Raw genomic sequence first — 22,348 nt, forward strand, 5'->3', positions numbered from 1 at the left:
TTCATTGAGTATTAGAACATACAAAGGAGGTCGTCATGGACAATATCATCGATGTGTCAATTCCCGTTGCAGAAGTGGTGGACAAGCATCCAGAAGTCTTGGAAATTCTAGTGGAGTTGGGTTTTAAACCCCTTGCCAATCCCTTAATGCGCAACACAGTTGGTCGTAAAGTATCGCTCAAACAAGGTTCTAAGCTTGAAGGAACTCCTATGGACAAGATTGTCCGCACGCTGGAAGCAAACGGTTACGAAGTGATTGGGTTAGACTAATGGCAGATGAACGAATTCATGTCCTGCGGGATATTTTGTTAGAATTGCATAATGGCTCCTCTCCTGAGTCGGTTCAGGAGCGCTTTGATGCGACCTTTACAGGTGTTTCAGCCATCGAGATTTCCCTTATGGAGCACGAGCTGATGAACTCAGACTCAGGTGTCACCTTTGAAGATGTCATGGAACTCTGTGATGTTCATGCCAATCTTTTTAAAAATGCTGTTAAGGATGTCGAAGTTGCAGATACCGAGCACCCAGGTCACCCAGTTCGGATTTTCAAAGAAGAAAATCTAGCCCTCCGTGCGGCCTTGATTCGTATTCGGAGATTGTTGGATACCTATGAGTCTATGGAAGATGAAGAAATGCTGGCGGAGATGCGCAAGGGCTTGGTGCGTCAGATGGGTCTTTTGGGGCAATTTGACATCCATTACCAACGTAAGGAAGAGCTCTTCTTCCCCATCATGGAGCGCTATGGACACGATTCACCTCCAAAAGTTATGTGGGGAGTGGATGATCAGATCAGGGAACTCTTTCAAACAGCTTTAGCGACAGCCAAGTCACTACCAGAAGTGTCAATTAGCAGCGTAAAAGAAGCTTTTGAAGCTTTTGCGACAGAGTTTGAAAGTATGATTTTCAAGGAAGAATCTATCCTTCTCATGATTCTCCTTGAGTCCTTTACTCAGGATGACTGGCTTCAGATTGCGGAGGAGAGCGATGCCTATGGCTATGCTATTATCCGTCCGTCTGAGAAATGGGTGCCAGAACGCCAGAGTTTTGTTGAGGAAAAGAGTGAAGAGGAGCCTGTACAGCTAGATACGGCAGAGGGTCAAGTTCAGCAGGTTATTGATACGCCAGAAGGACAGTTTACCATTACCTTTACCCCTAAGGAAAAGGAAGCAGTGCTGGACCGCCATAGTCAGCAGTCTTTTGGTAATGGCTATCTTTCAGTCGAGCAGGCTAATCTCATCCTCAATCACCTCCCCATGGAAATTACCTTTGTCAATAAAGACGATATTTTCCAGTATTACAATGACAATACGCCAGCTGATGAGATGATTTTCAAACGAACGCCGTCCCAAGTCGGGCGCAATGTCGAACTCTGTCATCCGCCTAAGTATTTGGACAAGGTCAAGGCTATCATGAAGGGACTTCGTGAGGGGACCAAGGACAAGTATGAAATGTGGTTCAAGTCTGAGTCGCGAGGTAAGTTTGTCCACATCACCTATGCTGCAGTACACGATGAAAACGGAGAATTCCAAGGTGTACTGGAATACGTTCAGGATATCCATCCCTACCGTGAGATTGATACGGACTATTTCCGTGGATTAGAATAAGGAGAAAAAATGAGTTACGAACAAGAATTTATGAAGGAATTTGAAGCTTGGGTCAATACCCAAATCATGATTAACGACATGGCGCACAAGGAAAGCCAAAAAGTTTACGAAGAAGACCAGGACGAGCGTGCCAAAGATGCCATGATTCGCTACGAGAGTCGCTTGGATGCTTATCTGTTCTTGCTTGGTAAGTTTGAAAACTTCAAAGTAGGCAAGGGATTCCATGATTTGCCAGAAGGCTTGTTTGGTGAGCGAAATTATTAAACGAGAAAGATTCTTGATTTTTCACTAAAATCTTGATAGAATGTTTATGTTAAATCCTTGTCAGAGCAGGGATTTTTTATTGAAAGGATTTTATCATGTCAAAGAAACTCAATCGTAAAAAACAATTGCGAAATGGCCTCCGTCGCGCAGGTGCCTTTTCAAGTACTGTGACTAAGGTTGTAGATGAGACAAAAAAAGTCGTGAAGCGTGCAGAACAGTCAGCAAGCGCAGCTGGTAAGGCTGTTTCTAAAAAAGTTGAACAAGCAGTAGAAGCTACCAAAGAGCAAGCTCAAAAAGTAGTTAATTCTGTAGAAGATTTTGCAGCAAATTTGGGTGGACTTCCACTTGATCGTGCCAAGACTTTCTATGATGAAGGAATCAAGTCTGCTTCAGATTTCAAAAACTGGACTGAAAAAGAACTCCTTGCCTTGAAAGGAATCGGCCCAGCTACCATCAAGAAATTGAAAGAAAATAGCATCAAGTTCAAGTAATTTTTCTTTAGTCTTGCATTTCCGAGAAAAACTTGCTACAATAGAGCCATTAGAGGTGTTTTGAATCCCACATTTTACAGAAAGTGGCAGCGCTGAGAAGTCCACAAATGTGTCAAAACTGGTTGCTAATGACTGAAAAAATGAAATATTTCTGTCTTTTTATTTTAAAGACTAAAGATGCGGGCTTGGCCCGAAATTGGGTGGTACCGCGGATAAACACATTCGTCCCTGTCATGTAGATGGCAGGGATTTTCTTTTGCGTCTTAGTCAAAGGAGCTTGTTATGAAGCAATCTTTTAAAACAAGTAAACTCTATTATGGTTTTCCTATCTTCATTTTGGGGTATCAGGATCAGAATTTTGGACACAATATTACGACCTGTAGCTCCTCTTATAGCTTGGGAGATTGGCTAGCCATTGGTGTCGGAGCTGAGGAAAATGCGGCTGAGCAAATCAAGCATTACCAGAAGTTTACTGTGAATATTCCTGATGAAAATCTCATGCTCGAGATGGAGCAGGCTGGTTTTATCAGTCATAGAGAGAAATTGAAACACCTGGGGCTAGACTACGAGATTTCTGAACGGACTCAGGCACCGATTTTAGAGGTTTGTCCAGTCGTGTTAGAATGTCAGGTAGATAGGATTGATGAGGAAGAGGGAATTTGTCATATTTTCGCTAAGATTGTTGAGCGATTTGTTGACCCAGAACTTTTGGATGAAAAGGGACATTTTAGAAATGACCGTTTTGCACCTACTTACTTTATGGGGATGGCCACCAGCGCGTTTATCGCTATTTAGATGACCGAGTAGACCCTATGGGGAGCTTCATTAAGAAAGCGAGGATGAAGGATGTCAAGAGCTGAATTACCAGAACGATTAGAAACCGAACGACTCGTCCTACGAGTTCGTACAGTGGCAGATGCTGAGGATATCCATACCTACGCTAGTTTGCCAGAGGTCGCCTATCCAGCAGGTTTTCCTCCAGTCAAGACCTTGGAAGATGAGATTTATTATCTGGAGCACATTCTTCCGGAGCGTAATCAAAAGGAAAATCTCCCAGCAGGCTACGGGATTGTCGTCAAAGGAACGGATAAGATCGTTGGCTCTGTCGATTTCAACCATCGCCATGAAGATGATGTGCTGGAAATCGGTTATACCTTACACCCAGACTATTGGGGGCGAGGTTATGTGCCAGAAGCAGCGCTTGCCTTGATTGACTTAGCCTTTAAAGATTTGGGTCTTCACAAGATTGAACTAACTTGCTTTGGATATAACCTTCAAAGTAAACGAGTCGCGGAAAAGCTTGGCTTTACCCTCGAAGCTCGCATAAGAGACCGAAAGGATGTTCAAGGAAACCGCTGTGACAGTCTGATATATGGCTTGCTGAAGAGCGAGTGGGAGGTGATTTGATGCATCTTTTCATCATTGGTGCTCCAGCATCAGGAAAAATGACCATTGGTCAAGAATTATCTCGACTGACGGATGCTACCCTATTTTATAACCATCAAGCCATTGATTTTGCACTAGAAATCTATCAGGACTATACAGAGGAAATGTGGGAATTTGTTCGTGGAATCACTTTTTCATTCCTTGGAGCAAGTGCAAGAAATCAGCGATCAGTAATTTTAACAGATGTAATTGATTTTTCAAATCAGTATCAGCTGATGTATTTAAAGCAAATTCAGAATTTGTTGGATGATTATCATCAAGAGATTCTTTTTGTTGAGTTGGAAACAAGTCTTGAAGAGTGCATACGTCGAAATCGAACGGAGAATCGATTAAAGCACAAACCCTTAAAACGGCATATTGAGGTATCTGAAAGAGAAATTTTAGAGACCGCTGAAACACTTCAATTAAATTCCCAATATCAACCGAATGAGTTGCACCACTACTTTAAAATAAATAATACGAATTTGTCTGCAGAAGAAGCTGCTAAGCAAATTCAAAATAAAATGAATACAATAGAGAAAGGACACACACATATCTAAACAACTTCATGAAGACGTTCTCAAGACTCAAGAAGTTCAAAAGTCTCAATCTTTTTCGTTCGTGATTCCTACCACCAAATGTAACTGGAAAACTCTACCTTAATCGCGCTTGGAGTACACCCTTCAAAGTAAACGAATCATAAAGAAACTGGGATTTCCCATTTAAGCCTGTATCCGAGGTCGTAAGAATATCCAATACAGCAGAGGTAGAGTTTGATTTATTGAAGAATGAGTTAGAGGAGAAAATAGATGGCTAAAAAGAAAAATAGAAAAAAGAATTAAACCGCCAGCAAAAGTTGGATATCAAAGTCGTTTCTGAAGAAGAGGTTGTCTGGACAGAACTACTGGCTAAAAAACCAACTTTTGTAGAACGTCGGACCATTCAAAATTTCGATGAACTACATACAACAGTGATGCAATATGCTGATGAACATGGAGAGTATCCAGATGTTCAGCTAATCAATTACCAACTGAAAAATAGGATTTTTGATTAGAATCAGGATCATGCTTTATTTAGAGAAGCTATGCATACTCCAAATACACAGAAGCGAAATGAACTGTTAAAACAAGTTTTAAAGATCAATCCAGATTATTTTGCTGCTGATTTTCACCCATTCTTATCAGAGGTTGAAGATTTTGATTTACCAACCTTTAGATTAGATTTAGGAGGCAAAGATTGAAATTAATGTATTATTTTAATACTGACAATAGATTGAAGAATCTTTTTGCTCAAACTTGGAAAATACTTATGTATGCGCTAACGTATTTTCCAATAATATCTCTAATTGTATTCTGTCTTACCGATTTTAAATTAGTTATAATTTTACAATTTGCCTTGATACTAATATATGTGTTTAACTATAAAAATCGATTTAATAAGTTTAGAGTTTTTCTTACTAAAAGTACTAAATCTTTAGCTTTTATGAACGCATGGGATGGAATATTTTGCGGAATCTTGACTTACATTCTTTATAACCTAAATCTAGTTGAATCAACTTTAATCAACTTATCTCAATATTTTTTTATTAATTATGGCATAAGTAAAAATCACATAAATAACTGGATTATCATTGTAATACTTTTAATATTACCATTTGTATTATCTGTTATAAAAACTGTAGGATCAATCAAGATATTTCAAAAAGTTAATAAAATAGATATCGTAAAGGGAAAGACACTGTGGAATGTATATGCCACGATGCTTATTATTTCGTTTTTATGGTATTATATCTATATTTATTACTTTATTTCTAATGTTATTGATTTTCATTCTGATTTAATAACTGACATTCTTATGTTCAGTTCACTTATTGCACTTTATTTAATATGCTGGTGGATGATTTATAATCTAATTAGACATGGTGCAAAAGATACCAAAGAAGTAATAGCATCATGGTTAATTGGTTCAATCTGTATATTACTGTTAGCAGTATTTAATCAAGTTGAAAATGAATTAATAAATGCTTTAACATGGTTTTTGCCAATTTTAATTCCTAGTCTAATTGGAGAAATAAATTCTCAATTCGATACAAAAAAACATAAGAAAAAACCAATAAGAACTGAGAAAATGGATAGACACCTCTATCGAACTCAACTATATGGTTTTCTTACTCTATTAATGTTGAGTATTATTCCAAAGTTAACCGAAATTATTTGGGGTTTAAAGATTAAGAAGAAATTGGTCGAATTTATAACTCCCGAAGCTGATTGGATGTCTGAATTATTTGCCTCAACTATAATTATTTTCGTTTGTTTCATATTATCATTAGTTATTGGGAAGATTATAATTTGGTTATTACAATATTTCTATTTAAACACCTATAATGGATATTACGTGTATCGTGACAATATGCATAGTATATTAATAAATCGTAGATATAAAATAAATATTCATAAAAGGAGAAAAAATAATGTCTAAAGAACTTTCACCTAAATACAATCCAGCCGAGGTTGAGGCTGGTCGTTACCAAAAATGCCTTGATACGGATGGTTTCAAGCCGTCAGGAGATCAAAAGGCTAAGCCTTATTCAATTGTGATTACCACCACCAAACGTAACTAGAAAACTCTACCTTAATCACACCTGGGGTACAACCTTCAAAGTAAACGAATCACAAAGAAGCTTAGATTTCCCGTTCAAGCCTGTAGCTGAGTCCCGAAGGATATCTAAGTCAGTTGAGTCGAATCTATTGCAGGATGAATTAAAGGGGAAAATAGATGCCTAAAAAGAAAAATAGAAAAAAAGAATTAAAACGCCAGCAAAAGTTGGATATCAAAGTTATTTCTGAAGAAGAGGCTGCTTGGACAGAAATCATGGTCAAAAATCCAACTTTTGTAGAACGTCGTACCATTCAAAATTTCGATGAACTACATACAGCAGTGATGCAATATGCTGATGAACACGGAGAGTATCCAGATGTTCAGCTAATCAATTACCAACTGAAAAATAGGACTTTTGATTGGAATCAGGATCATGCTTTATTTAGAGAAGCTATGCATACTCCGAATACACAGAAGCGAAATAAATTGTTAAAGCAAGTTTTAAAAATAAATCCAGATTATTTTGCTGCTGATTTTCATTTATTCTTATCAGAAGTTGAAGATTTTGATTTGTCAACTTTTAAAAAAGTATTGGATTTTGAAATTCTAGTTTTAGAAAAATGGAAAGTGAATGGATACAATAGTTGGAATTATTTTGAAGCACGCTCTATCCTGTCTGCTCTGATGTTTCTGATTGAGTATTATATGATGGAGAACTTCAATTCTAAGGCTATAGAATTGATTGACCTATATTTGAGTAAGCGACCAGAACGGTTTCCTCCTAATTTTGTCTTCTGTATGCTTTCCTTGTATCATATCACCGGTCAGGAGCTAAAGGTTGAGCGTTTCTATCGTGAAGAATTGAATAAAGGGAAACGGGATGATACCATTCTTATTCATGCCATCATCTCTGCTTTTTCTCAAGGAAAAATTGAAGAAGCAAGTCAGCTATTTGCAAAATTAGTGGAAATAAATGATGAAGCTGTTGAATTCTTTATAGAGGAAGATTGGCAATTCAAAGTTATAGATATAGAAGACCAAGAATGCTATTGTTCAAATTCAGTTGAATCGCTACAAGCTAGTTTGTATCCTCTGTTTGATTATTTACTAGAAAATATTATTTTAACGAAATTTTTAACAAACGAATCCAAGAAGTTCCGTCGTAAACCAGTATTTTCGAATCATTCCAGTATGATAAGAAGTTTATCCAAGGTAAACGACTGGTACTCCTTTATGAGCGAGGAAAAAATGAAGGGAATTCGGATGGATTTTGTTCACATCTTTGTTGAAAATGGGATTCGTACGTCTTCAGATTTCAAAAAATGGACTGAAAAAGAAGTTCTCGCTTTGAAGGGAATTGGTCCCGTAACCGTTAAAAAGCTGAAAGAAAACGGCATAAAGTTTAAGAAAGAGAAGTAATTGTTTATGGAAGGGGGGAGGTGAAATTGTCTTGAATGAAATTTCTAATTTCATCCTGTATACTACACCAAATGGCGACGTTCAGCTAGATATCCTTTTACAAGATGAAAATCTTTGGTTGACTCAAAAAGGTCTTGCAGAGCTCTTTGGAGTTGAACGAAGTGTCATTACAAAGCACTTAAAAAACATTTATGATAGTGGTGAGTTGGATAAGGTGTCAACTTGTGCAAAATTTGCACAGGTTCAACAAGAGGGAAATAGAACTGTCCGACGTGAACTTGAATATTACAATCTGGATGCTATCATTTCAGTTGGCTATCGCGTAAATTCCAGCAAGGCTACTCAATTTAGAATTTGGGCAACCAAGACCTTGAAAGAATTTATCATCAAAGGTTTTGTTTTGAATGATGAACGCTTGAAACAAGGACAGACAGTTTTCGGACAAGATTATTTCCGTGAACTTTTAGAACGAATTCGCTCTATTCGTTCTAGCGAGCGCCGAATCTATCAACAAATTACGGATATCTTTGCCGAATGTGCCATAGATTATGATCGAAACTCGGATATTACTAAAAACTTCTATGCTATGGTGCAAAATAAATTTCATTATGCAATTACTGGAAGTACGGCTGCAGAAATTATCTATCAGCAAGCTGATGCTAGTAAAGAAAAAATGGGATTAACTACTTGGAAACATGCACCTGATGGACGAGTGCTCAAATCAGATGTAACGGTAGCCAAAAATTATTTGCAAGAAAAAGAAATTCGACAACTAGAGCGAACTGTTACAGCCTATTTTGATTATATCGAGGGTTTAGTTGAGCGCCGTAATACGTTTACAATGCGAGGATTGGCAGATAGTATTGATCGCTTTCTATCCTTTAATGAATATGAAATCTTAGAAGGAAAAGGAAGCATTTCCAAGAAACAAGCAGACTCAAAAGCCATCCAAGAGTATGAAAAATTTAACCGAACTCAAAAAATTATATCGGACTTTGATAAACATATTCTGAAGATAATGAGAGAAAGTTAATGTAAAATTTTTATACAGTTTCTTTTTTACTAATAGAAGATACTGAAAAAATCAGATGTGCTGAATCAAGGCATATCTTCTACATACTAATTTTATTTAAAGATATTAACTAGAAAGGACAAACACATGTCTAAAGAACTTTCACCTAAATACAATCCAGCCGAGGTTGAGGCTGGTCGTTACCAAAAATGGCTTGATGCCGATGTTTTCAAGCCTTCAGGAGACCAAAAGGCTAAGCCTTATTCAATCGTGATTCCACCACCAAATGTAACTGGGAAGCTTCACCTTGGTCACGCTTGGGATACGACTTTGCAAGATATCATCATCCGTCAAAAACGCATGCAAGGTTTTGATACCCTTTGGCTTCCAGGGATGGACCACGCGGGGATTGCCACTCAGGCTAAGGTTGAGGAGCGCTTGCGTGGCGAGGGTATTTCCCGCTATGACTTGGGTCGTGAGTCTTTCTTGACGAAAGTCTGGGAATGGAAAGACGAATATGCCACTACTATCAAGGAACAATGGGGTAAGATGGGGCTCTCTGTAGACTACTCTCGTGAGCGTTTCACTCTTGACGAAGGTTTGTCAAAAGCTGTTCGTAAGGTCTTTGTGGACCTTTACAAGAAAGGGTGGATCTATCGTGGTGAATTCATCATCAACTGGGACCCAGCTGCACGCACAGCCCTTTCTGATATTGAAGTTATCCACAAGGATGTCGAAGGTGCCTTCTACCACATGAACTACATGCTGGAAGACGGATCTCGCGCCCTTGAAGTTGCGACCACTCGTCCTGAGACCATGTTTGGGGACGTTGCGGTTGCGGTCAATCCAGAAGACCCACGCTACAAGGACTTGATTGGTAAAAACGTCATCCTTCCAATCGCTAATAAACTAATCCCAATCGTTGCAGACGAACATGCCGATCCCGAGTTTGGTACTGGTGTTGTTAAAATCACGCCTGCCCACGATCCAAACGACTTCTTGGTTGGTCAACGACACAACTTGCCACAAGTCAATGTTATGAACGACGACGGAACTATGAATGAGCTTGCCTTCGAATTTGCAGGCATGGACCGTTTTGAAGCTCGTAAGGCAGTCGTGGCTAAGTTGGAAGAAATCGGTGCCCTCGTTAAAATCGAAAAACGTGTCCACAGTGTTGGTCACTCAGAGCGTACAGGTGTAGTGGTGGAGCCACGCTTATCTACGCAATGGTTCGTTAAGATGGACCAATTGGCCAAAAATGCCATTGCCAACCAAGACACAGATGATAAGGTAGAATTCTACCCACCTCGTTTCAACGATACCTTCCTCCAATGGATGGAAAATGTCCACGACTGGGTCATCTCACGTCAGCTCTGGTGGGGTCACCAAATCCCTGCTTGGTACAATGCTGAGGGTGAAATGTACGTCGGTGAAGAAGCTCCAGAAGGAGACGGATGGACTCAGGACGAAGACGTTTTGGATACTTGGTTCAGTTCTGCCCTTTGGCCATTCTCAACCATGGGCTGGCCTGATGTCGACTCAGCAGACTTCAAACGATACTTCCCAACTTCAACCTTGGTTACAGGTTACGACATCATCTTCTTCTGGGTGTCTCGTATGATCTTCCAATCTTTGGAATTCACTGGCCGTCAGCCATTCCAAAACGTGTTGATCCACGGTCTTATTCGTGACGAGCAAGGACGCAAGATGTCTAAATCTCTCGGTAACGGGATTGACCCAATGGATGTCATTGAGAAATACGGTGCGGATGCCCTTCGTTGGTTCCTTTCAAACGGTTCTGCACCAGGTCAAGACGTGCGCTTCTCATACGAGAAAATGGATGCTTCATGGAACTTCATTAACAAGATTTGGAACATCTCTCGCTACATCCTCATGAACAATGAAGGCTTGACCCTTGAGCAAGCAACTGCCAATGTGGAAAAAGTTGCCAACAAGGAAGCTGGAAATGTCACAGATCGCTGGATTCTCCACAACCTCAATGAAACCATCGGAAAAGCAACTGCCAACTTTGACAAGTTTGAGTTTGGTGTGGCTGGACACATCCTCTACAACTTCATCTGGGATGAGTTTGCGGACTGGTATGTTGAGTTGACCAAGGAAGTCCTTTATAGTGACAACGAAGAAGAGAAAGTCATCACGCGTTCTGTTCTCCTTTATACTTTGGATAAGATTCTTCGTCTCCTTCACCCGATCATGCCATTCGTGACAGAGGAAATCTTTGGACAAATCTCAGAAGGCTCTATCGTGACAGCTGCATACCCAACTGTTAATCTAGCCTTTGAAGACCTTGCGGCTCACACTGGTGTGGAAAGTCTCAAAGACTTGATCCGTGCCGTTCGTAATGCGCGTGCGGAAGTAAACGTAGCACCAAGTAAGCCAATCACAATCCTTGTTAAGACTAGCGATAGTGACTTGGAAGCCTTCTTTAACAGCAATGTCAACTACATCAAACGTTTCACAAATCCAGAACACTTGGAAATTGCATCAAACATCCCTGCACCTGAACTCGCAATGTCAAGCGTCATCACAGGAGCAGAAATCTACTTGCCACTGGCAGACCTCCTCAATGTCGAAGAAGAACTGACTCGTCTCGACAAGGAACTGGCTAAATGGCAAAAAGAACTAGATATGGTGGGCAAGAAACTCTCTAACGAACGCTTCGTCGCCAATGCTAAACCAGAAGTCGTCCAAAAAGAACGCGACAAACAAGCCGACTACCAAGCCAAATACGACGCGACAGTTGCACGTATTGATGATATGAAGAAGTTGGTGAAGTAGTGTGAAGTGAGATATACTTGGAAGATGATTTACACCTCACACCTGCTTTTTTATGTAGTTTGTGTTAAACTGATAGTACTGCCTCCATGGTGAAAGGAGAATATATATGAAACTAACAATAGAAAATATAGGTAATGTAAAGAATGCAGAAATTGAAATAAATGGAATTTCAGTTATTGCAGGTCAAAATGGCACTGGAAAAAGTACAATAAGTCGTTCTTTATTTTCAATATTTAGTGCCAATTATGATGTTATAAAAAAAATTTCTAACGATCGAACTAAAGCAATTAATGATTTTTTAGAAGACTATCTCTCTGATATCGAAATGAATCGTAAAAATAATTCTGAAATAGGGATTGCTAGAAGAATCGTTCCGAGTTTCCTTTATACAGAATTGACAAAAATCATTTCAAAAAATTTATTGATATTTCTTGATAAAAATTATAGTGAACATAATAATGAATCCCTTAAGAAGAGTATCATTGAATCAATTAATGAATTCAATAAACGAAATTCAAAATACTTTGTATTAAATATTAAGGATTTGGACCTAAATGTTTTATCTGAAAATATAAAAGAAATTCTATCTCAGTCAGACCAATCTATCTTTAACCAAATTTTAACTGCTCATTTAACTGATGAATTTCATAATCAAATAAATAATATATACGACCCATTGACAGGACTAATTTCTTTAAGAATAAAAGATGAACAAATAAATGTTGAAGTTAACAAAAATAGAGCTACTGCAGATAAATTGATAAATTTTAAAACAGATGTAGTATACATAGATGATGCTGCTGCAATAGTTGAAAATTTATTTTCAACTAAATTTTTAAATAAATTTTCAACTAAATTTTTAAATGAATTTTTAAATAAAATTGATTTAAAATTGGATCATAATGCTCATTTAATGGAGCAGCTTAGAGATGAAAGAAACAACACTTACACATTACGAGCTAAGATAACTGACAGATTAAATTTGGTGTTTAATGAAATAAATCATATATTGAAGACTGATATTGTTAATAGTTCAGAAGATGAGGAAGATGAAAAAAAACTTAATATAATCAATTATTCTTCAGGTATGAAAACGTTCTATTTAATTAAATCTCTTTTAGAAAATGGTGTGATTAGAGAAAATGGGACACTCATTTTAGATGAACCAGAAGTCCATTTACATCCAGAATGGCAATTGAAATTTGCTGAAATTATAGTATTACTTCAGAAAGAATTTGGATTACATATCTTAATCAATTCCCATAGTCCTTATTTAGTTGAAGCGATTGATATATTTAGCAAAAAAAATGATACAAATGATTCTGTTAAGTATTATCTTGCTAATAGTTCTATTGAAGATGTTACTGACTCGATTGATAAGATTTATGAGCAAATGTATGTTCCTTTAAATCGCCTTGAGGAGCTAGCGGAGGATTTTGATGGTGAGTAAAATAATTTTCTCTATATTACATGATTTTAATATTAGATTTTCTGAATGTCGTAGCGATATTAAAACCTGCTCATATGATTCTGATTCTAACTATAATTTGGTAAACTCTAAATATACTTGTTATAATTTTGATAAGATTTCAGAAATTATTTTTAAAAAACATAGCTTTGATAAATGGCAATCTGTAGATACAATTCTGCCTCTTCTTCCTGTAGATGCTGATAGTAAATTATATTTAATAGAGTTTAAGAATTCAAAAAATATTCCATATGCTAACGTTAGAGCTAAAATATTATCGAGTTTGTTCCTACTAGAAAATTTTTATGGATTGCAAAAAACTGATTATAAAAAAATAGTGACAGTTACTGTAGTTAAATCACAAAAAGGTAAAAGACATTTAAATGAAATTAGACAACATCAGGCAAAAATAAGTGGTAAGTCACCTTATAAAGTTGAAAATTTTAGGGCTTTAGAAGATTTTTATGGAATTGAATCTTTTAAATATCCCCCTGAAAAATTTATAGAATTTATAGAGAATAATAATTTAGTCAGTTAAAATTAAAATACTAAAATTTTATAGCTTTGATTAAAAACCAGCTCACTACACAACAACCCCTCTAAGTTCGAACCGCTCTGAGAAGTACAACATTGCAGTTTCTTCTCAGGTGTTGGGGGATTTGAACAAACCAACGAGTTCAGAGTGGTGTATCCTATGAGTTTGATAAGTATGCAAGCTAGAATTATTCATTTAATCAAACCATTCATCCAAAAGGCATTACAAATGAGTGCATGGGATGTTGAGTATAACTCTTTTATTACTTCTTCATAGAACTTATTATGAATGTTTTTTATAGTTCACCCCAATTTCACCATTTACCGATGACACAGAAAAACAATTGAAAGGATATTTCTATGCAACCAACTTACAACATTGACAACCCAAACTTGTCTTATGAAGCTAAGCGTGACTTATGGCGGATAGGTTTTGGTCTGCAGAAAGTTGACAATCTAGTGCCATCAGCGTATATGGAATCTTTGGCTGAGAAACAGTCCCGGGGTGAACTGACTTACGAGCAGGTTTATGAGGATGCAACGGCTTATCACCATACTATTGATGCAAGTACGGAAGAGGCAGACTTGGTTTCTCTACGTATTGTAGAACTATTGTCTCGAAGAGGCTTTAGCTTTAGTCCTGCGACCTTACTTGCTATTCATAAGGAGTTGTTTCAAGATATATTTGAACCCTCTATTCCGGTGGGGCAATTTCGTCAGACCAATATCACAAAGAATGAACCTGTTTTGAATGGTGAAAGTGTTGTGTACTCTGATTACTCCATGATTCAAATGACCTTGGATTATGATTTTAATCAGGAAAAACAAGTTGCATATGCGACACTAACTCAGGCGGATGTGGTTAAACAAATCCAGCATTTTATTTCAGGAATCTGGCAGATTCATCCATTTCGCGAAGGAAACACTCGGACAGTAACGGTCTTTTTGATTCAGTATCTTCGTGAGTTTGGTTTTGATATTGATAATACACCATTTCAGCAACATGCCAAGTATTTTCGTGATGCCTTGGTATTAGATAATGCAAAGATTTTACAGCGACGTCCTGAGTTTTTAACAGCTTTTTTTGAAAATCTCTTGCTCGGTGGTCAAAATGATTTGTCTTCAGAAAAAATGTATCTAGATTTAGACCTCGATTTTTCATAATCCTAATACTGAGTAAACATTGAATTTTAGGAAAAAATGAAGCAAATATTCTCACAAGAAAACGTATATCATCAAAGTTTTAGGTCACTTGATAATATGCGTTTTTTGAATTTTATAGACTGCTCGTTTAAACTCTATTTACCTCGTACATTCCGGAGCGAGACGGAATATTAGCCACATACAAAATGAGTACTATTAGGATTTTATTTTCGTGTACAATTTCAGCTATTCTTGTTATAATCAGCCTATAGGAATCAAGGAGGTGATTGTTATGGCTGTTTTTGTGTCTTTGGATGGAATTGTGGTAGAAGTACTTGATGTCTTTTCTTCTTTTAATGGGGATAGTGAGTTTTTCTTGTGTAAACGTCTTAAAGACAAGAGTCAGTTTGTTATGGAACGCTCTCGGTTCGAGGAGATGTTCCAACTTCAAAGTAGTCACTTGACGACGCAAGAAAAATTACAATTGTTTACCTCCGTGTTTGCTGGCCGTTTTGATGTTTATGCTAAGAGTTTTATCAATGATCAAGGGAAAATTCAGTATTTTCCATCCTATGATTATGGTTGGAAGCAGTTGTCACCTGAAAAACGGAGTTTCCAGACATTGACGGATTCCGTTTTGAAATCTCATTTTCGTGGGGAGACAGCTATCGGTATCTTTCCTATGCACTTAGATGATAGCTGTTATTTTTTGGTACTTGATTTGGATGAAGGAGATTGGAAAGAAGCTGGTTTAACCATTCGAAGAATAGCCAGGGAACGCCAGATGGAAGCCCATTTAGAGATTTCTCGTTCGGGTCACGGACTCCATATTTGGTTCTTCTTTGAGGAAGCGATTCCGAGTCGAGAGGCTCGCTTGTTTGGAAAGAAACTGTTAGAACTGGCAATGCAGGAAAGTATGCAACTGTCCTTTGATTCTTTTGATCGCATGTTTCCAAATCAGGATGTTCTTCCTAAAGGTGGATTTGGTAATTTGATTGCCCTTCCTTTTCAAGGAGAAGCTTATCATCAAGGGCGAACGGTCTTTGTGGATGAACAGTTTCAGCCTTATGAAGACCAATGGAGGTATCTACAAGAAATTCAGAGGGTTTCAACTGCTAAAGTGGCACTGTTAATCCAAGAGGAGTTAGGTAAGGAAGAATTGGATAAGGAGTTGAAGGTCGTCTTATCCAATATGATCCAACTTGAAAAATCGTCTGTGACACCCAAGACACTGTTTTTCTTGAAAAATATGGCTTCATTTTCTAATCCCGAATTTTATTTAAAGCAGGCTATGCGACAGCCAACCTATCAAATTCCTGAGCGAATGTATTTATTTGGAGAATCCGATCATTATTTATGGCTGCCAAGAGGTTTGCTGTATCCATTGCAAGATAAATTTAATACTCTTCGAAAATCTCTTCAAACCACGTCAGCTTCGCCTTGCCGTACTCAAGTACTGCCTACGGCTAGCTTCCTAGTTTGCTCTTTGATTTTCATTGAGTATGAGCAGGGATCTGTGGAAGATAGGAGAAAGGTACAAAGGTCTATTAGAGTGGAATTTAAGGGAGAACTCACTTTTGAGCAAGAGTTAGCCCTGTCAGATATGACTTCTAAAGAAAATGGTTTACTTCATGCGGAGACCGGTTTTGGAAAGACCGTTTTAGGTGCTGCTCTTATCTCTGAACGGAAAACAAAAACAATTATCCTAGTTCATAATAGGCAACTCTTAGACCAGTGGCTGGATCGCCTAAAGTGTTTTTTGACTTTCGAAGAGGAAGAAGCTACCCGTTATACGCCATCAGGTCGTGAAAGGGTAATAGGCTATGTCGGGCAGTACGGTGGGACTAAGAAATGGTTGAGTGGACTGGTTGATGTCGTTATGATCCAATCTCTATTTAAGTTGGAAAATAGTCAAAGTCTTTTGGATGAGTATGAGATGATGATTGTGGATGAGTGTCATCATGTCTCTGCCTTGATGTTTGAAAAAGTTGTTGCTCAGTTTAGAGGGAAGTATCTTTACGGTTTGACGGCTACGCCTGAGCGTAAGAATGGTCATGAGCCTATTGTTTTTCAGAGAATTGGTGAGATACTCCATACTGCTGATAAGAGGGAAACGGATTTTAAACGGCAATTGCAATTAAGATTCACTTCTTTTGGTCATTTGGAGATTGAAAAGACCAAAGCAAGTAATTTTATACAGCTTAGTGATTGGATTGCTACTGACTCAGTGAGGAATCAGTTGATTATCAAGGATATTCTAGACCAAGTGGCAGAAGGGCGGAATATCTTGGTTCTAGTCAATCGAATTCAACAGATAGATGTCTTTGAAAAGTTATTGAAAGAGAAAGAGGTTGATGACTGTTATATTATTAGCGGAAAAACCAAAGTCCGAGATAGAACAAGTTTAATGGAGACGTTAGAACAGTTAGATAAAGGGTTTGTTTTATTGTCTACTGGAAAATACATTGGCGAAGGTTTTGACTTGCCTCAGCTAGACACGCTTATATTGGCAGCACCCTTTTCTTGGAAAAATAATTTAATTCAGTATGCAGGTCGGATTCATAGAAACTACAAGGATAAGTCTTTGGTGCGGATTTTCGATTATGTGGATATTCATGTTCCTTATTTAGAAAAGATGTTTCAGAAACGACAAGTAGCTTATCGAAAGATGGATTATCGTGTCATCGAGGGTGAGGAGAAACAATTCGTTTATGTTGATAGTAGATATGAGAAGGTGTTGAGAGAGGACTTGGCAGGGGAAAGACAGGAATGTCTGCTTATTTTACCTTATGTGCACCAGACAAAACTGATGAATTTTCTAAAAGAATTTAGGATTAGTCAAATTGAGATATGTATACCAGAGACGGTTGCAAATAAAGCATGGCTAGACCAGTTGAAGAGCCAGAAAATTAAAGTATCTTTTACTCAATCAAAAATAGTCACGCCTATTCTTTTGGTAAACAAGACCATTGTTTGGTATGGCGCAATGCCATTATTAGGGAAGGTAGATGAAATGACCATATTACGTTTGGAATCAGCTAGTATAGCTTCTGAACTAGTGGCAGGTTTACGATAGAGAAAACTTTTAAAAATTTCTATGTATGATTTTCATTTCTTTAGTGAGGCTGTTGACATTTTCACATTCGAATCACACAAAATAAAAAAATTTCTACAAGTACTTGACAAATAGATTGAAATATCATAAAATAAAAACGGTTACAGAGTTATTAATTATTTAAGCTTCATGTCACCATTAAAAATTGAAATAAAAGGATGTTATCACTAATACAAGTGAGCAGGAACCTATTTAATCACATCAGAAGAAGTTTCTTGATGTTTTTAAGTAGGTTCCTTTTATTTTAAAAGGGAAATTTTATGATCATAAAACGAATACTAAACCACAATGCCGTAATTGCGCAAAGTAAAAAAGATATCGATATTCTTCTTTTTGGAAGGGGAATAGCTTTTGGAAGAAAAATTGGAGATAAAGTAAATCCAATTGATATTGAGAAAAGTTTTTTTCTCAAAAATAGAGATAATATGACCCGTTTTACAGAGATGTTTATTAACGTTCCTTTGGAGTTGGTGTACATTACCGAAAAAATAATTAACCTAGGTAAAATAACATTGGGTAATAATTTTGATGAAATTATCTATATTAATTTAACGGATCATATTTCTTCGAGCATAGAACGTTATAAAGAAGGGATTATTATTTCGAATCCCCTACGCTGGGAAATCTCGAAATATTATAAAGAAGAATTTGAGCTTGGGAAAAGGGCTTTACAAATAATAAAAAAAGAGTTAGGTATTGAACTTCCAATTGACGAAGCTGCATTCATAGCGCTACATTTTGTTAATGCTAATTTAGAAAATAATTTTCAAGAGTCGTATAAAATCACTGAAATAATTATGGGAATTGAGAAAATCATTCAAGATTTCTATTGTACTGAGTTTAACCAAGATTCTATTGATTATTATAGATTCATAACTCATATAAAATTATTTGCCCATCGCTTGGTTGAAAATACAACTTATTGTGACGATGATGATGAAGACTTGTTAGCATTAATGAAAAATAAATATCCTAGAGAATATGAATGTGGTGAACAGGTGGCAATGTTTATACAAACTGAGTACAATTATTTGCTGACTTCTAGTGAATTAGTTTATTTGATGGCTCATATTCGTCGTTTAACAAAAAATTTAGATTAATAGAATAGGAGAATACCATGAGTTATAAAGATACAGTACAAAAAATCCTCGATGTAATTGGAGGCGAAAAAAATGTCAATAGAGTTACCCATTGTGTAACACGTTTAAGATTAGAATTAAAAGATGAAAATTTAGTCAATGATGATGATGTGAAGAAGATACCAGGTGTAATAGGTATTATGAAAAAGAATGGGCAATATCAAATTATACTTGGTAATGATGTAGCCAATTATTATAAAGAATTCATTAAACTTGGCAATTTTGAAACAGATTCAGTTGATCAAGGGCACAAAGGGAATATTTTAGAAAGAATCATTGAATATATCGCTGGTTCCATGACTCCAATCATTCCAGCAATGTTAGGGGGAGGTATGCTGAAAGTCTTGGTAATTATTTTACCAATGCTTGGTATATTGCAATCAGATTCTCAGACTATTGCTTTTTTGACATTTTTTGGGGATGCTCCATATTATTTCTTACCGCTGTTATTAGCTTATTCTGCATCACAAAAATTAAAAGTAACATCTACATTAGCTATGTCTGTAGCAGGTGTACTTCTCCATCCAAATTTTGTTCAAATGGTGCAATCAGGGAATCCTCTTAGTTTATTTGGTGTACCTGTGACACCAGCTAGTTATGGTTCGTCAGTCGTTCCAATTCTTATTATGGTTTGGTTGATGAAATATATTGAAAAAATGATTGCTAAATTAACACCAGCTGTTACTAAGAGTTTTTTGCAACCTACGCTAGTATTATTAGTATCAAGCTGTATTGCCTTAGTTGTAGTCGGACCTATTGGAGTAATTGTTGGTGAAGGATTATCAAATCTAGTTGGGCAAATGTATGGTGTAGCTGGATGGCTTACATTAGCTATTCTTGGCGCTATTATGCCATTTATTGTTATGACTGGAATGCATTGGGCTTTTGCACCTATTTTTTTGGCGGCATCTATTGCTACTCCAGACGTATTAATTCTTCCAGCAATGTTAGGGTCAAACTTAGCTCAAGGGGCTGCTTCGATGGCTGTTGCATTAAAGAGTAAAAATAATAATACAAAACAAATTGCTTTTGCAGCAGGTTTCTCAGCCTTACTTGCAGGGATTACCGAACCTGCATTATATGGTGTGACTTTAAAATATAAAAAACCGCTTTATGCAGCTATGATTGGTGGTGGATTAGCGGGATTATTTGCAGGTCTTACTAGTGTTAAAGCATATCTATTTGCTGTCCCAGCTTTGATAGCGTTGCCTCAATTTATTTATTCTGATGTGCCATCAAATATTGTAAATGCTTTAATTGTGGCAGTCATTTCGGTTGTTATTACCTTTGTATTAGCTTATATATTTGGAATCGATGAAGAAGGGAGTTCTAGCAATTTAGAAGTTGAAGTTGGAGTTTCAAATAAAAAAATGATATTTTCTCCTATATCAGGAGAAATCATTCCGTTAAGCGATGTCCAGGATAAAACATTTTCAGATAAACTAATTGGAGACGGAGTAGCGATTATCCCAAGTGAGGGTAAGGTTTATGCACCATTTGATGGGAAAATTACAAATATTTTTCCGACTAAGCACGCAATTGGATTGAAGAGTGATGAGGGTGTTGAGTTACTAATTCATATTGGATTAGATACTGTTGAGCTAAAAGGTCAAGGTTTTATTAGTCATGTAGAAGAAGGAGACAGAGTTTTCAAAAATCAGTTGATTTTTGAAATGGACTTAAATTTAATCAAGAGTAAAGGCTACGAAACAGTTACACCAGTAATTGTAACGAATACCAACGATTTTCTAGATGTATTAGTATTACCTAATAATCAGACAATCGAGCATTCTAAGGAATTACTGGTAATATTATAATGGAGGAAAGTTATGACCATTTTTCCAGATGATTTTCTTTGGGGTGGAGCTGTTGCAGCTAATCAAGTAGAGGGAGCATATAATGAAGATGGTAAGGGATTATCAGTTCAGGATGTGTTACCCAAAGGTGGATTAGGAGAAGCAACAGAAAATCCTACAGAAGATAACTTAAAATTATTAGGTATTGATTTTTATCATAAATATAAGGAAGATATATCCTTGTTTTCTGAAATGGGCTTTAATGTTTTTCGCACTTCTATTGCATGGAGTAGAATTTTTCCAAAAGGAGATGAGGAAGAACCTAACGAAGCTGGTTTGAAATATTATGATGAATTGTTTGATGAACTACATGCTCACGAGATAGAACCACTTGTAACTCTTTCACACTATGAGACTCCATTATATTTAGCAAGAAAATATCATGGATGGATTGATAGGAGAATGATTCATTTTTATGAAAAATTTGCTCGAACAGTTTTAGAAAGGTATAAAGATAAAGTTAAATATTGGCTTACATTTAACGAAGTAAACTCTGTTTTGGAATTACCGTTTACTAGTGGAGGAATAGATATACCTAAGGAGAATCTTTCGAAACAAGAATTATATCAAGCTATACATCATGAGTTAGTCGCTTCGAGTTTGGTTACAAAAATTGCTCGAGAGATTCATTCAGAGTTTAAGGTGGGATGTATGGTATTAGCTATGCCAGCTTATCCAATGACTCCAAATCCAAAAGATGTATGGGCGACTCATGAGTATGAGAATCTAAATTATCTATTTTCAGATGTGCATGTTAGAGGTTATTATCCGAATTATGCAAAAAGATATTTTAAGGAACATGACATTAACATAGAGTTTGCAGCTGAAGATGCAGAGTTATTAAAAAATTATACCGTAGATTTTTTATCCTTTAGCTATTACATGAGTGTGACTCAATCTGCTCTTCCAACACAGTATAATTCAGGACAAGGGAATATTATTGGTGGTTTAGTAAATCCTTATTTAGAGTCTTCTGAGTGGGGATGGCAAATTGATCCAATTGGACTACGTATAATTTTAAATAGATATTATGACCGTTATCAAATCCCATTATTTATAGTAGAAAACGGATTAGGTGCTAAAGATCAACTAATAAAAGATGAATTTAATAACTTAACAGTCCAAGATGATTATAGAATTCAGTATATGAAAGAACATTTATTGCAAGTAGCTGAAGCTCTACAAGATGGTGTGGAAATTATGGGCTATACGTCTTGGGGATGTATTGACTGCGTTTCTATGTCCACTGCACAGCTTTCTAAGAGGTACGGTCTCATTTATGTTGATCGAAACGATGATGGAAGTGGTACATTCAATCGATATAAGAAAATGTCCTTTACTTGGTATAAAGGAGTGATTGAATCAAATGGAGAATCCTTATTCAAATAGTTTGTTTATTGATGATTAGATATTATCACGGTTAAGGCAGCATCTCATTAAATATGAAATAAAGAGGTTTGGAAGACATCAAATTCTAAACCT

The 22,348-nt window shown here is 36.7% G+C and carries 20 protein-coding genes and 1 pseudogene; all 21 read left to right on the forward strand.

What is annotated here, in order from left to right; translation table 11 throughout:
• The first annotated feature begins 35 nt into the window (after positions 1-35).
• A complete protein-coding gene (locus HT678_RS06440) occupies positions 36-269 on the forward strand; it encodes a DUF1858 domain-containing protein (RefSeq protein ID WP_000368739.1) in 234 nt (77 codons plus the stop codon).
• Positions 269-1,603, forward strand: coding sequence for a DUF438 domain-containing protein (locus HT678_RS06445; protein ID WP_050971556.1), 1,335 nt, complete (start codon positions 269-271; stop codon positions 1,601-1,603). The genes HT678_RS06440 and HT678_RS06445 overlap by 1 nt, the downstream gene beginning before the upstream one ends.
• A 9-nt stretch (positions 1,604-1,612) precedes the next feature.
• A complete protein-coding gene (locus HT678_RS06450) occupies positions 1,613-1,867 on the forward strand; it encodes a DUF1912 family protein (protein WP_023933271.1) in 255 nt (84 codons plus the stop codon).
• Positions 1,868-1,962: 95 nt separating this feature from the next.
• Complete coding sequence (locus HT678_RS06455; protein ID WP_138703250.1) at positions 1,963-2,358, forward strand: helix-hairpin-helix domain-containing protein; 396 nt, start codon at positions 1,963-1,965, stop codon at positions 2,356-2,358.
• A 282-nt stretch (positions 2,359-2,640) separates the two neighbouring features.
• A pseudogene (locus HT678_RS06460) lies at positions 2,641-3,218 on the forward strand (flavin reductase family protein).
• On the forward strand, positions 3,205-3,765 hold the full coding sequence (locus HT678_RS06465; protein ID WP_023933266.1) for a GNAT family protein: 561 nt from the start codon (positions 3,205-3,207) through the stop codon (positions 3,763-3,765). Before HT678_RS06460 ends, HT678_RS06465 begins: the two are co-directional and overlap by 14 nt.
• Positions 3,765-4,343 (forward strand): AAA family ATPase, encoded by a 579-nt coding sequence (locus tag HT678_RS06470; protein WP_031222973.1) that lies wholly within the window; start codon positions 3,765-3,767, stop codon positions 4,341-4,343. The genes HT678_RS06465 and HT678_RS06470 overlap by 1 nt, the downstream gene beginning before the upstream one ends.
• Before the next feature lie 296 nt (positions 4,344-4,639).
• Positions 4,640-4,837 carry a hypothetical protein gene (locus tag HT678_RS06475; RefSeq protein ID WP_007284866.1) on the forward strand — a complete coding sequence of 66 codons (198 nt, stop codon included), beginning with the start codon at positions 4,640-4,642 and terminating at the stop codon, positions 4,835-4,837.
• Positions 4,838-4,867: 30 nt separating this feature from the next.
• The gene (locus HT678_RS06480) at positions 4,868-5,023 is read left to right on the forward strand and encodes a hypothetical protein (RefSeq protein ID WP_004237269.1); all 156 of its coding nucleotides are present in this window, start codon (positions 4,868-4,870) and stop codon (positions 5,021-5,023) included.
• 5 nt (positions 5,024-5,028) lie between these two features.
• Positions 5,029-6,261: a beta-carotene 15,15'-monooxygenase gene (locus HT678_RS06485; RefSeq protein ID WP_119947207.1), complete on the forward strand. Its 1,233-nt coding sequence runs from the start codon at positions 5,029-5,031 to the stop codon at positions 6,259-6,261.
• Positions 6,254-6,403 carry a hypothetical protein gene (locus HT678_RS06490; RefSeq protein ID WP_172929682.1) on the forward strand — a complete coding sequence of 50 codons (150 nt, stop codon included), beginning with the start codon at positions 6,254-6,256 and terminating at the stop codon, positions 6,401-6,403. Before HT678_RS06485 ends, HT678_RS06490 begins: the two co-directional genes overlap by 8 nt.
• 155 nt (positions 6,404-6,558) lie before the next feature.
• Positions 6,559-7,800: a hypothetical protein gene (locus HT678_RS06495; RefSeq protein ID WP_172922321.1), complete on the forward strand. Its 1,242-nt coding sequence runs from the start codon at positions 6,559-6,561 to the stop codon at positions 7,798-7,800.
• 31 nt (positions 7,801-7,831) lie between these two features.
• Entirely contained in the window at positions 7,832-8,833 is a 1,002-nt protein-coding gene (locus tag HT678_RS06500; protein ID WP_001002884.1) for a virulence RhuM family protein, read from the forward strand.
• Between the two features lie 126 nt (positions 8,834-8,959).
• Positions 8,960-11,611: a valine--tRNA ligase gene (locus HT678_RS06505; RefSeq protein ID WP_166731068.1), complete on the forward strand. Its 2,652-nt coding sequence runs from the start codon at positions 8,960-8,962 to the stop codon at positions 11,609-11,611.
• Between the two features lie 106 nt (positions 11,612-11,717).
• Positions 11,718-13,061 (forward strand): AAA family ATPase, encoded by a 1,344-nt coding sequence (locus HT678_RS06510; RefSeq protein ID WP_000778677.1) that lies wholly within the window; start codon positions 11,718-11,720, stop codon positions 13,059-13,061.
• Positions 13,051-13,617 (forward strand): hypothetical protein, encoded by a 567-nt coding sequence (locus HT678_RS06515; protein ID WP_000253751.1) that lies wholly within the window; start codon positions 13,051-13,053, stop codon positions 13,615-13,617. Before HT678_RS06510 ends, HT678_RS06515 begins: the two co-directional genes overlap by 11 nt.
• Before the next feature lie 356 nt (positions 13,618-13,973).
• Entirely contained in the window at positions 13,974-14,777 is an 804-nt protein-coding gene (locus HT678_RS06520) for a Fic/DOC family protein (RefSeq protein WP_023936623.1), read from the forward strand.
• Positions 14,778-15,048: 271 nt separating this feature from the next.
• Entirely contained in the window at positions 15,049-17,832 is a 2,784-nt protein-coding gene (locus HT678_RS11540) for a DEAD/DEAH box helicase family protein (RefSeq protein WP_000268100.1), read from the forward strand.
• A gap of 299 nt (positions 17,833-18,131) precedes the next feature.
• Positions 18,132-18,971 (forward strand): PRD domain-containing protein, encoded by an 840-nt coding sequence (locus HT678_RS06535; protein WP_000584530.1) that lies wholly within the window; start codon positions 18,132-18,134, stop codon positions 18,969-18,971.
• Between the two features lie 17 nt (positions 18,972-18,988).
• The gene (locus HT678_RS06540; protein WP_000120574.1) at positions 18,989-20,827 is read left to right on the forward strand and encodes a beta-glucoside-specific PTS transporter subunit IIABC; all 1,839 of its coding nucleotides are present in this window, start codon (positions 18,989-18,991) and stop codon (positions 20,825-20,827) included.
• A gap of 12 nt (positions 20,828-20,839) precedes the next feature.
• Positions 20,840-22,255 (forward strand): glycoside hydrolase family 1 protein, encoded by a 1,416-nt coding sequence (locus tag HT678_RS06545; RefSeq protein ID WP_000151847.1) that lies wholly within the window; start codon positions 20,840-20,842, stop codon positions 22,253-22,255.
• Positions 22,256-22,348: the final 93 nt, after the last annotated feature.

Origin of the sequence: Streptococcus sp. 3167, assembly GCF_013277175.1 — a bacterium.
GTDB lineage: Bacteria > Bacillota > Bacilli > Lactobacillales > Streptococcaceae > Streptococcus > Streptococcus pseudopneumoniae.

Bases quoted from the DNA above. Each gene is read 5' to 3' on its own strand.
- HT678_RS06515 (WP_000253751.1), top strand. From the start codon at position 13,051: ATGGTGAGTAAAATAATTTTCTCTATATTACATGATTTTAATATTAGA.
- HT678_RS06440 (WP_000368739.1), top strand. From the start codon at position 36: ATGGACAATATCATCGATGTGTCAATTCCCGTTGCAGAAGTGGTGGAC.
- HT678_RS11540 (WP_000268100.1), top strand. From the start codon at position 15,049: ATGGCTGTTTTTGTGTCTTTGGATGGAATTGTGGTAGAAGTACTTGAT.
- HT678_RS06495 (WP_172922321.1), top strand. From the start codon at position 6,559: ATGCCTAAAAAGAAAAATAGAAAAAAAGAATTAAAACGCCAGCAAAAG.
- HT678_RS06450 (WP_023933271.1), top strand. From the start codon at position 1,613: ATGAGTTACGAACAAGAATTTATGAAGGAATTTGAAGCTTGGGTCAAT.
- HT678_RS06510 (WP_000778677.1), top strand. From the start codon at position 11,718: ATGAAACTAACAATAGAAAATATAGGTAATGTAAAGAATGCAGAAATT.
- HT678_RS06545 (WP_000151847.1), top strand. From the start codon at position 20,840: ATGACCATTTTTCCAGATGATTTTCTTTGGGGTGGAGCTGTTGCAGCT.
- HT678_RS06490 (WP_172929682.1), top strand. From the start codon at position 6,254: ATGTCTAAAGAACTTTCACCTAAATACAATCCAGCCGAGGTTGAGGCT.
- HT678_RS06480 (WP_004237269.1), top strand. From the start codon at position 4,868: ATGCATACTCCAAATACACAGAAGCGAAATGAACTGTTAAAACAAGTT.
- HT678_RS06505 (WP_166731068.1), top strand. From the start codon at position 8,960: ATGTCTAAAGAACTTTCACCTAAATACAATCCAGCCGAGGTTGAGGCT.
- HT678_RS06535 (WP_000584530.1), top strand. From the start codon at position 18,132: ATGATCATAAAACGAATACTAAACCACAATGCCGTAATTGCGCAAAGT.
- HT678_RS06455 (WP_138703250.1), top strand. From the start codon at position 1,963: ATGTCAAAGAAACTCAATCGTAAAAAACAATTGCGAAATGGCCTCCGT.
- HT678_RS06540 (WP_000120574.1), top strand. From the start codon at position 18,989: ATGAGTTATAAAGATACAGTACAAAAAATCCTCGATGTAATTGGAGGC.
- HT678_RS06470 (WP_031222973.1), top strand. From the start codon at position 3,765: ATGCATCTTTTCATCATTGGTGCTCCAGCATCAGGAAAAATGACCATT.
- HT678_RS06465 (WP_023933266.1), top strand. From the start codon at position 3,205: ATGTCAAGAGCTGAATTACCAGAACGATTAGAAACCGAACGACTCGTC.
- HT678_RS06445 (WP_050971556.1), top strand. From the start codon at position 269: ATGGCAGATGAACGAATTCATGTCCTGCGGGATATTTTGTTAGAATTG.
- HT678_RS06520 (WP_023936623.1), top strand. From the start codon at position 13,974: ATGCAACCAACTTACAACATTGACAACCCAAACTTGTCTTATGAAGCT.
- HT678_RS06485 (WP_119947207.1), top strand. From the start codon at position 5,029: ATGTATTATTTTAATACTGACAATAGATTGAAGAATCTTTTTGCTCAA.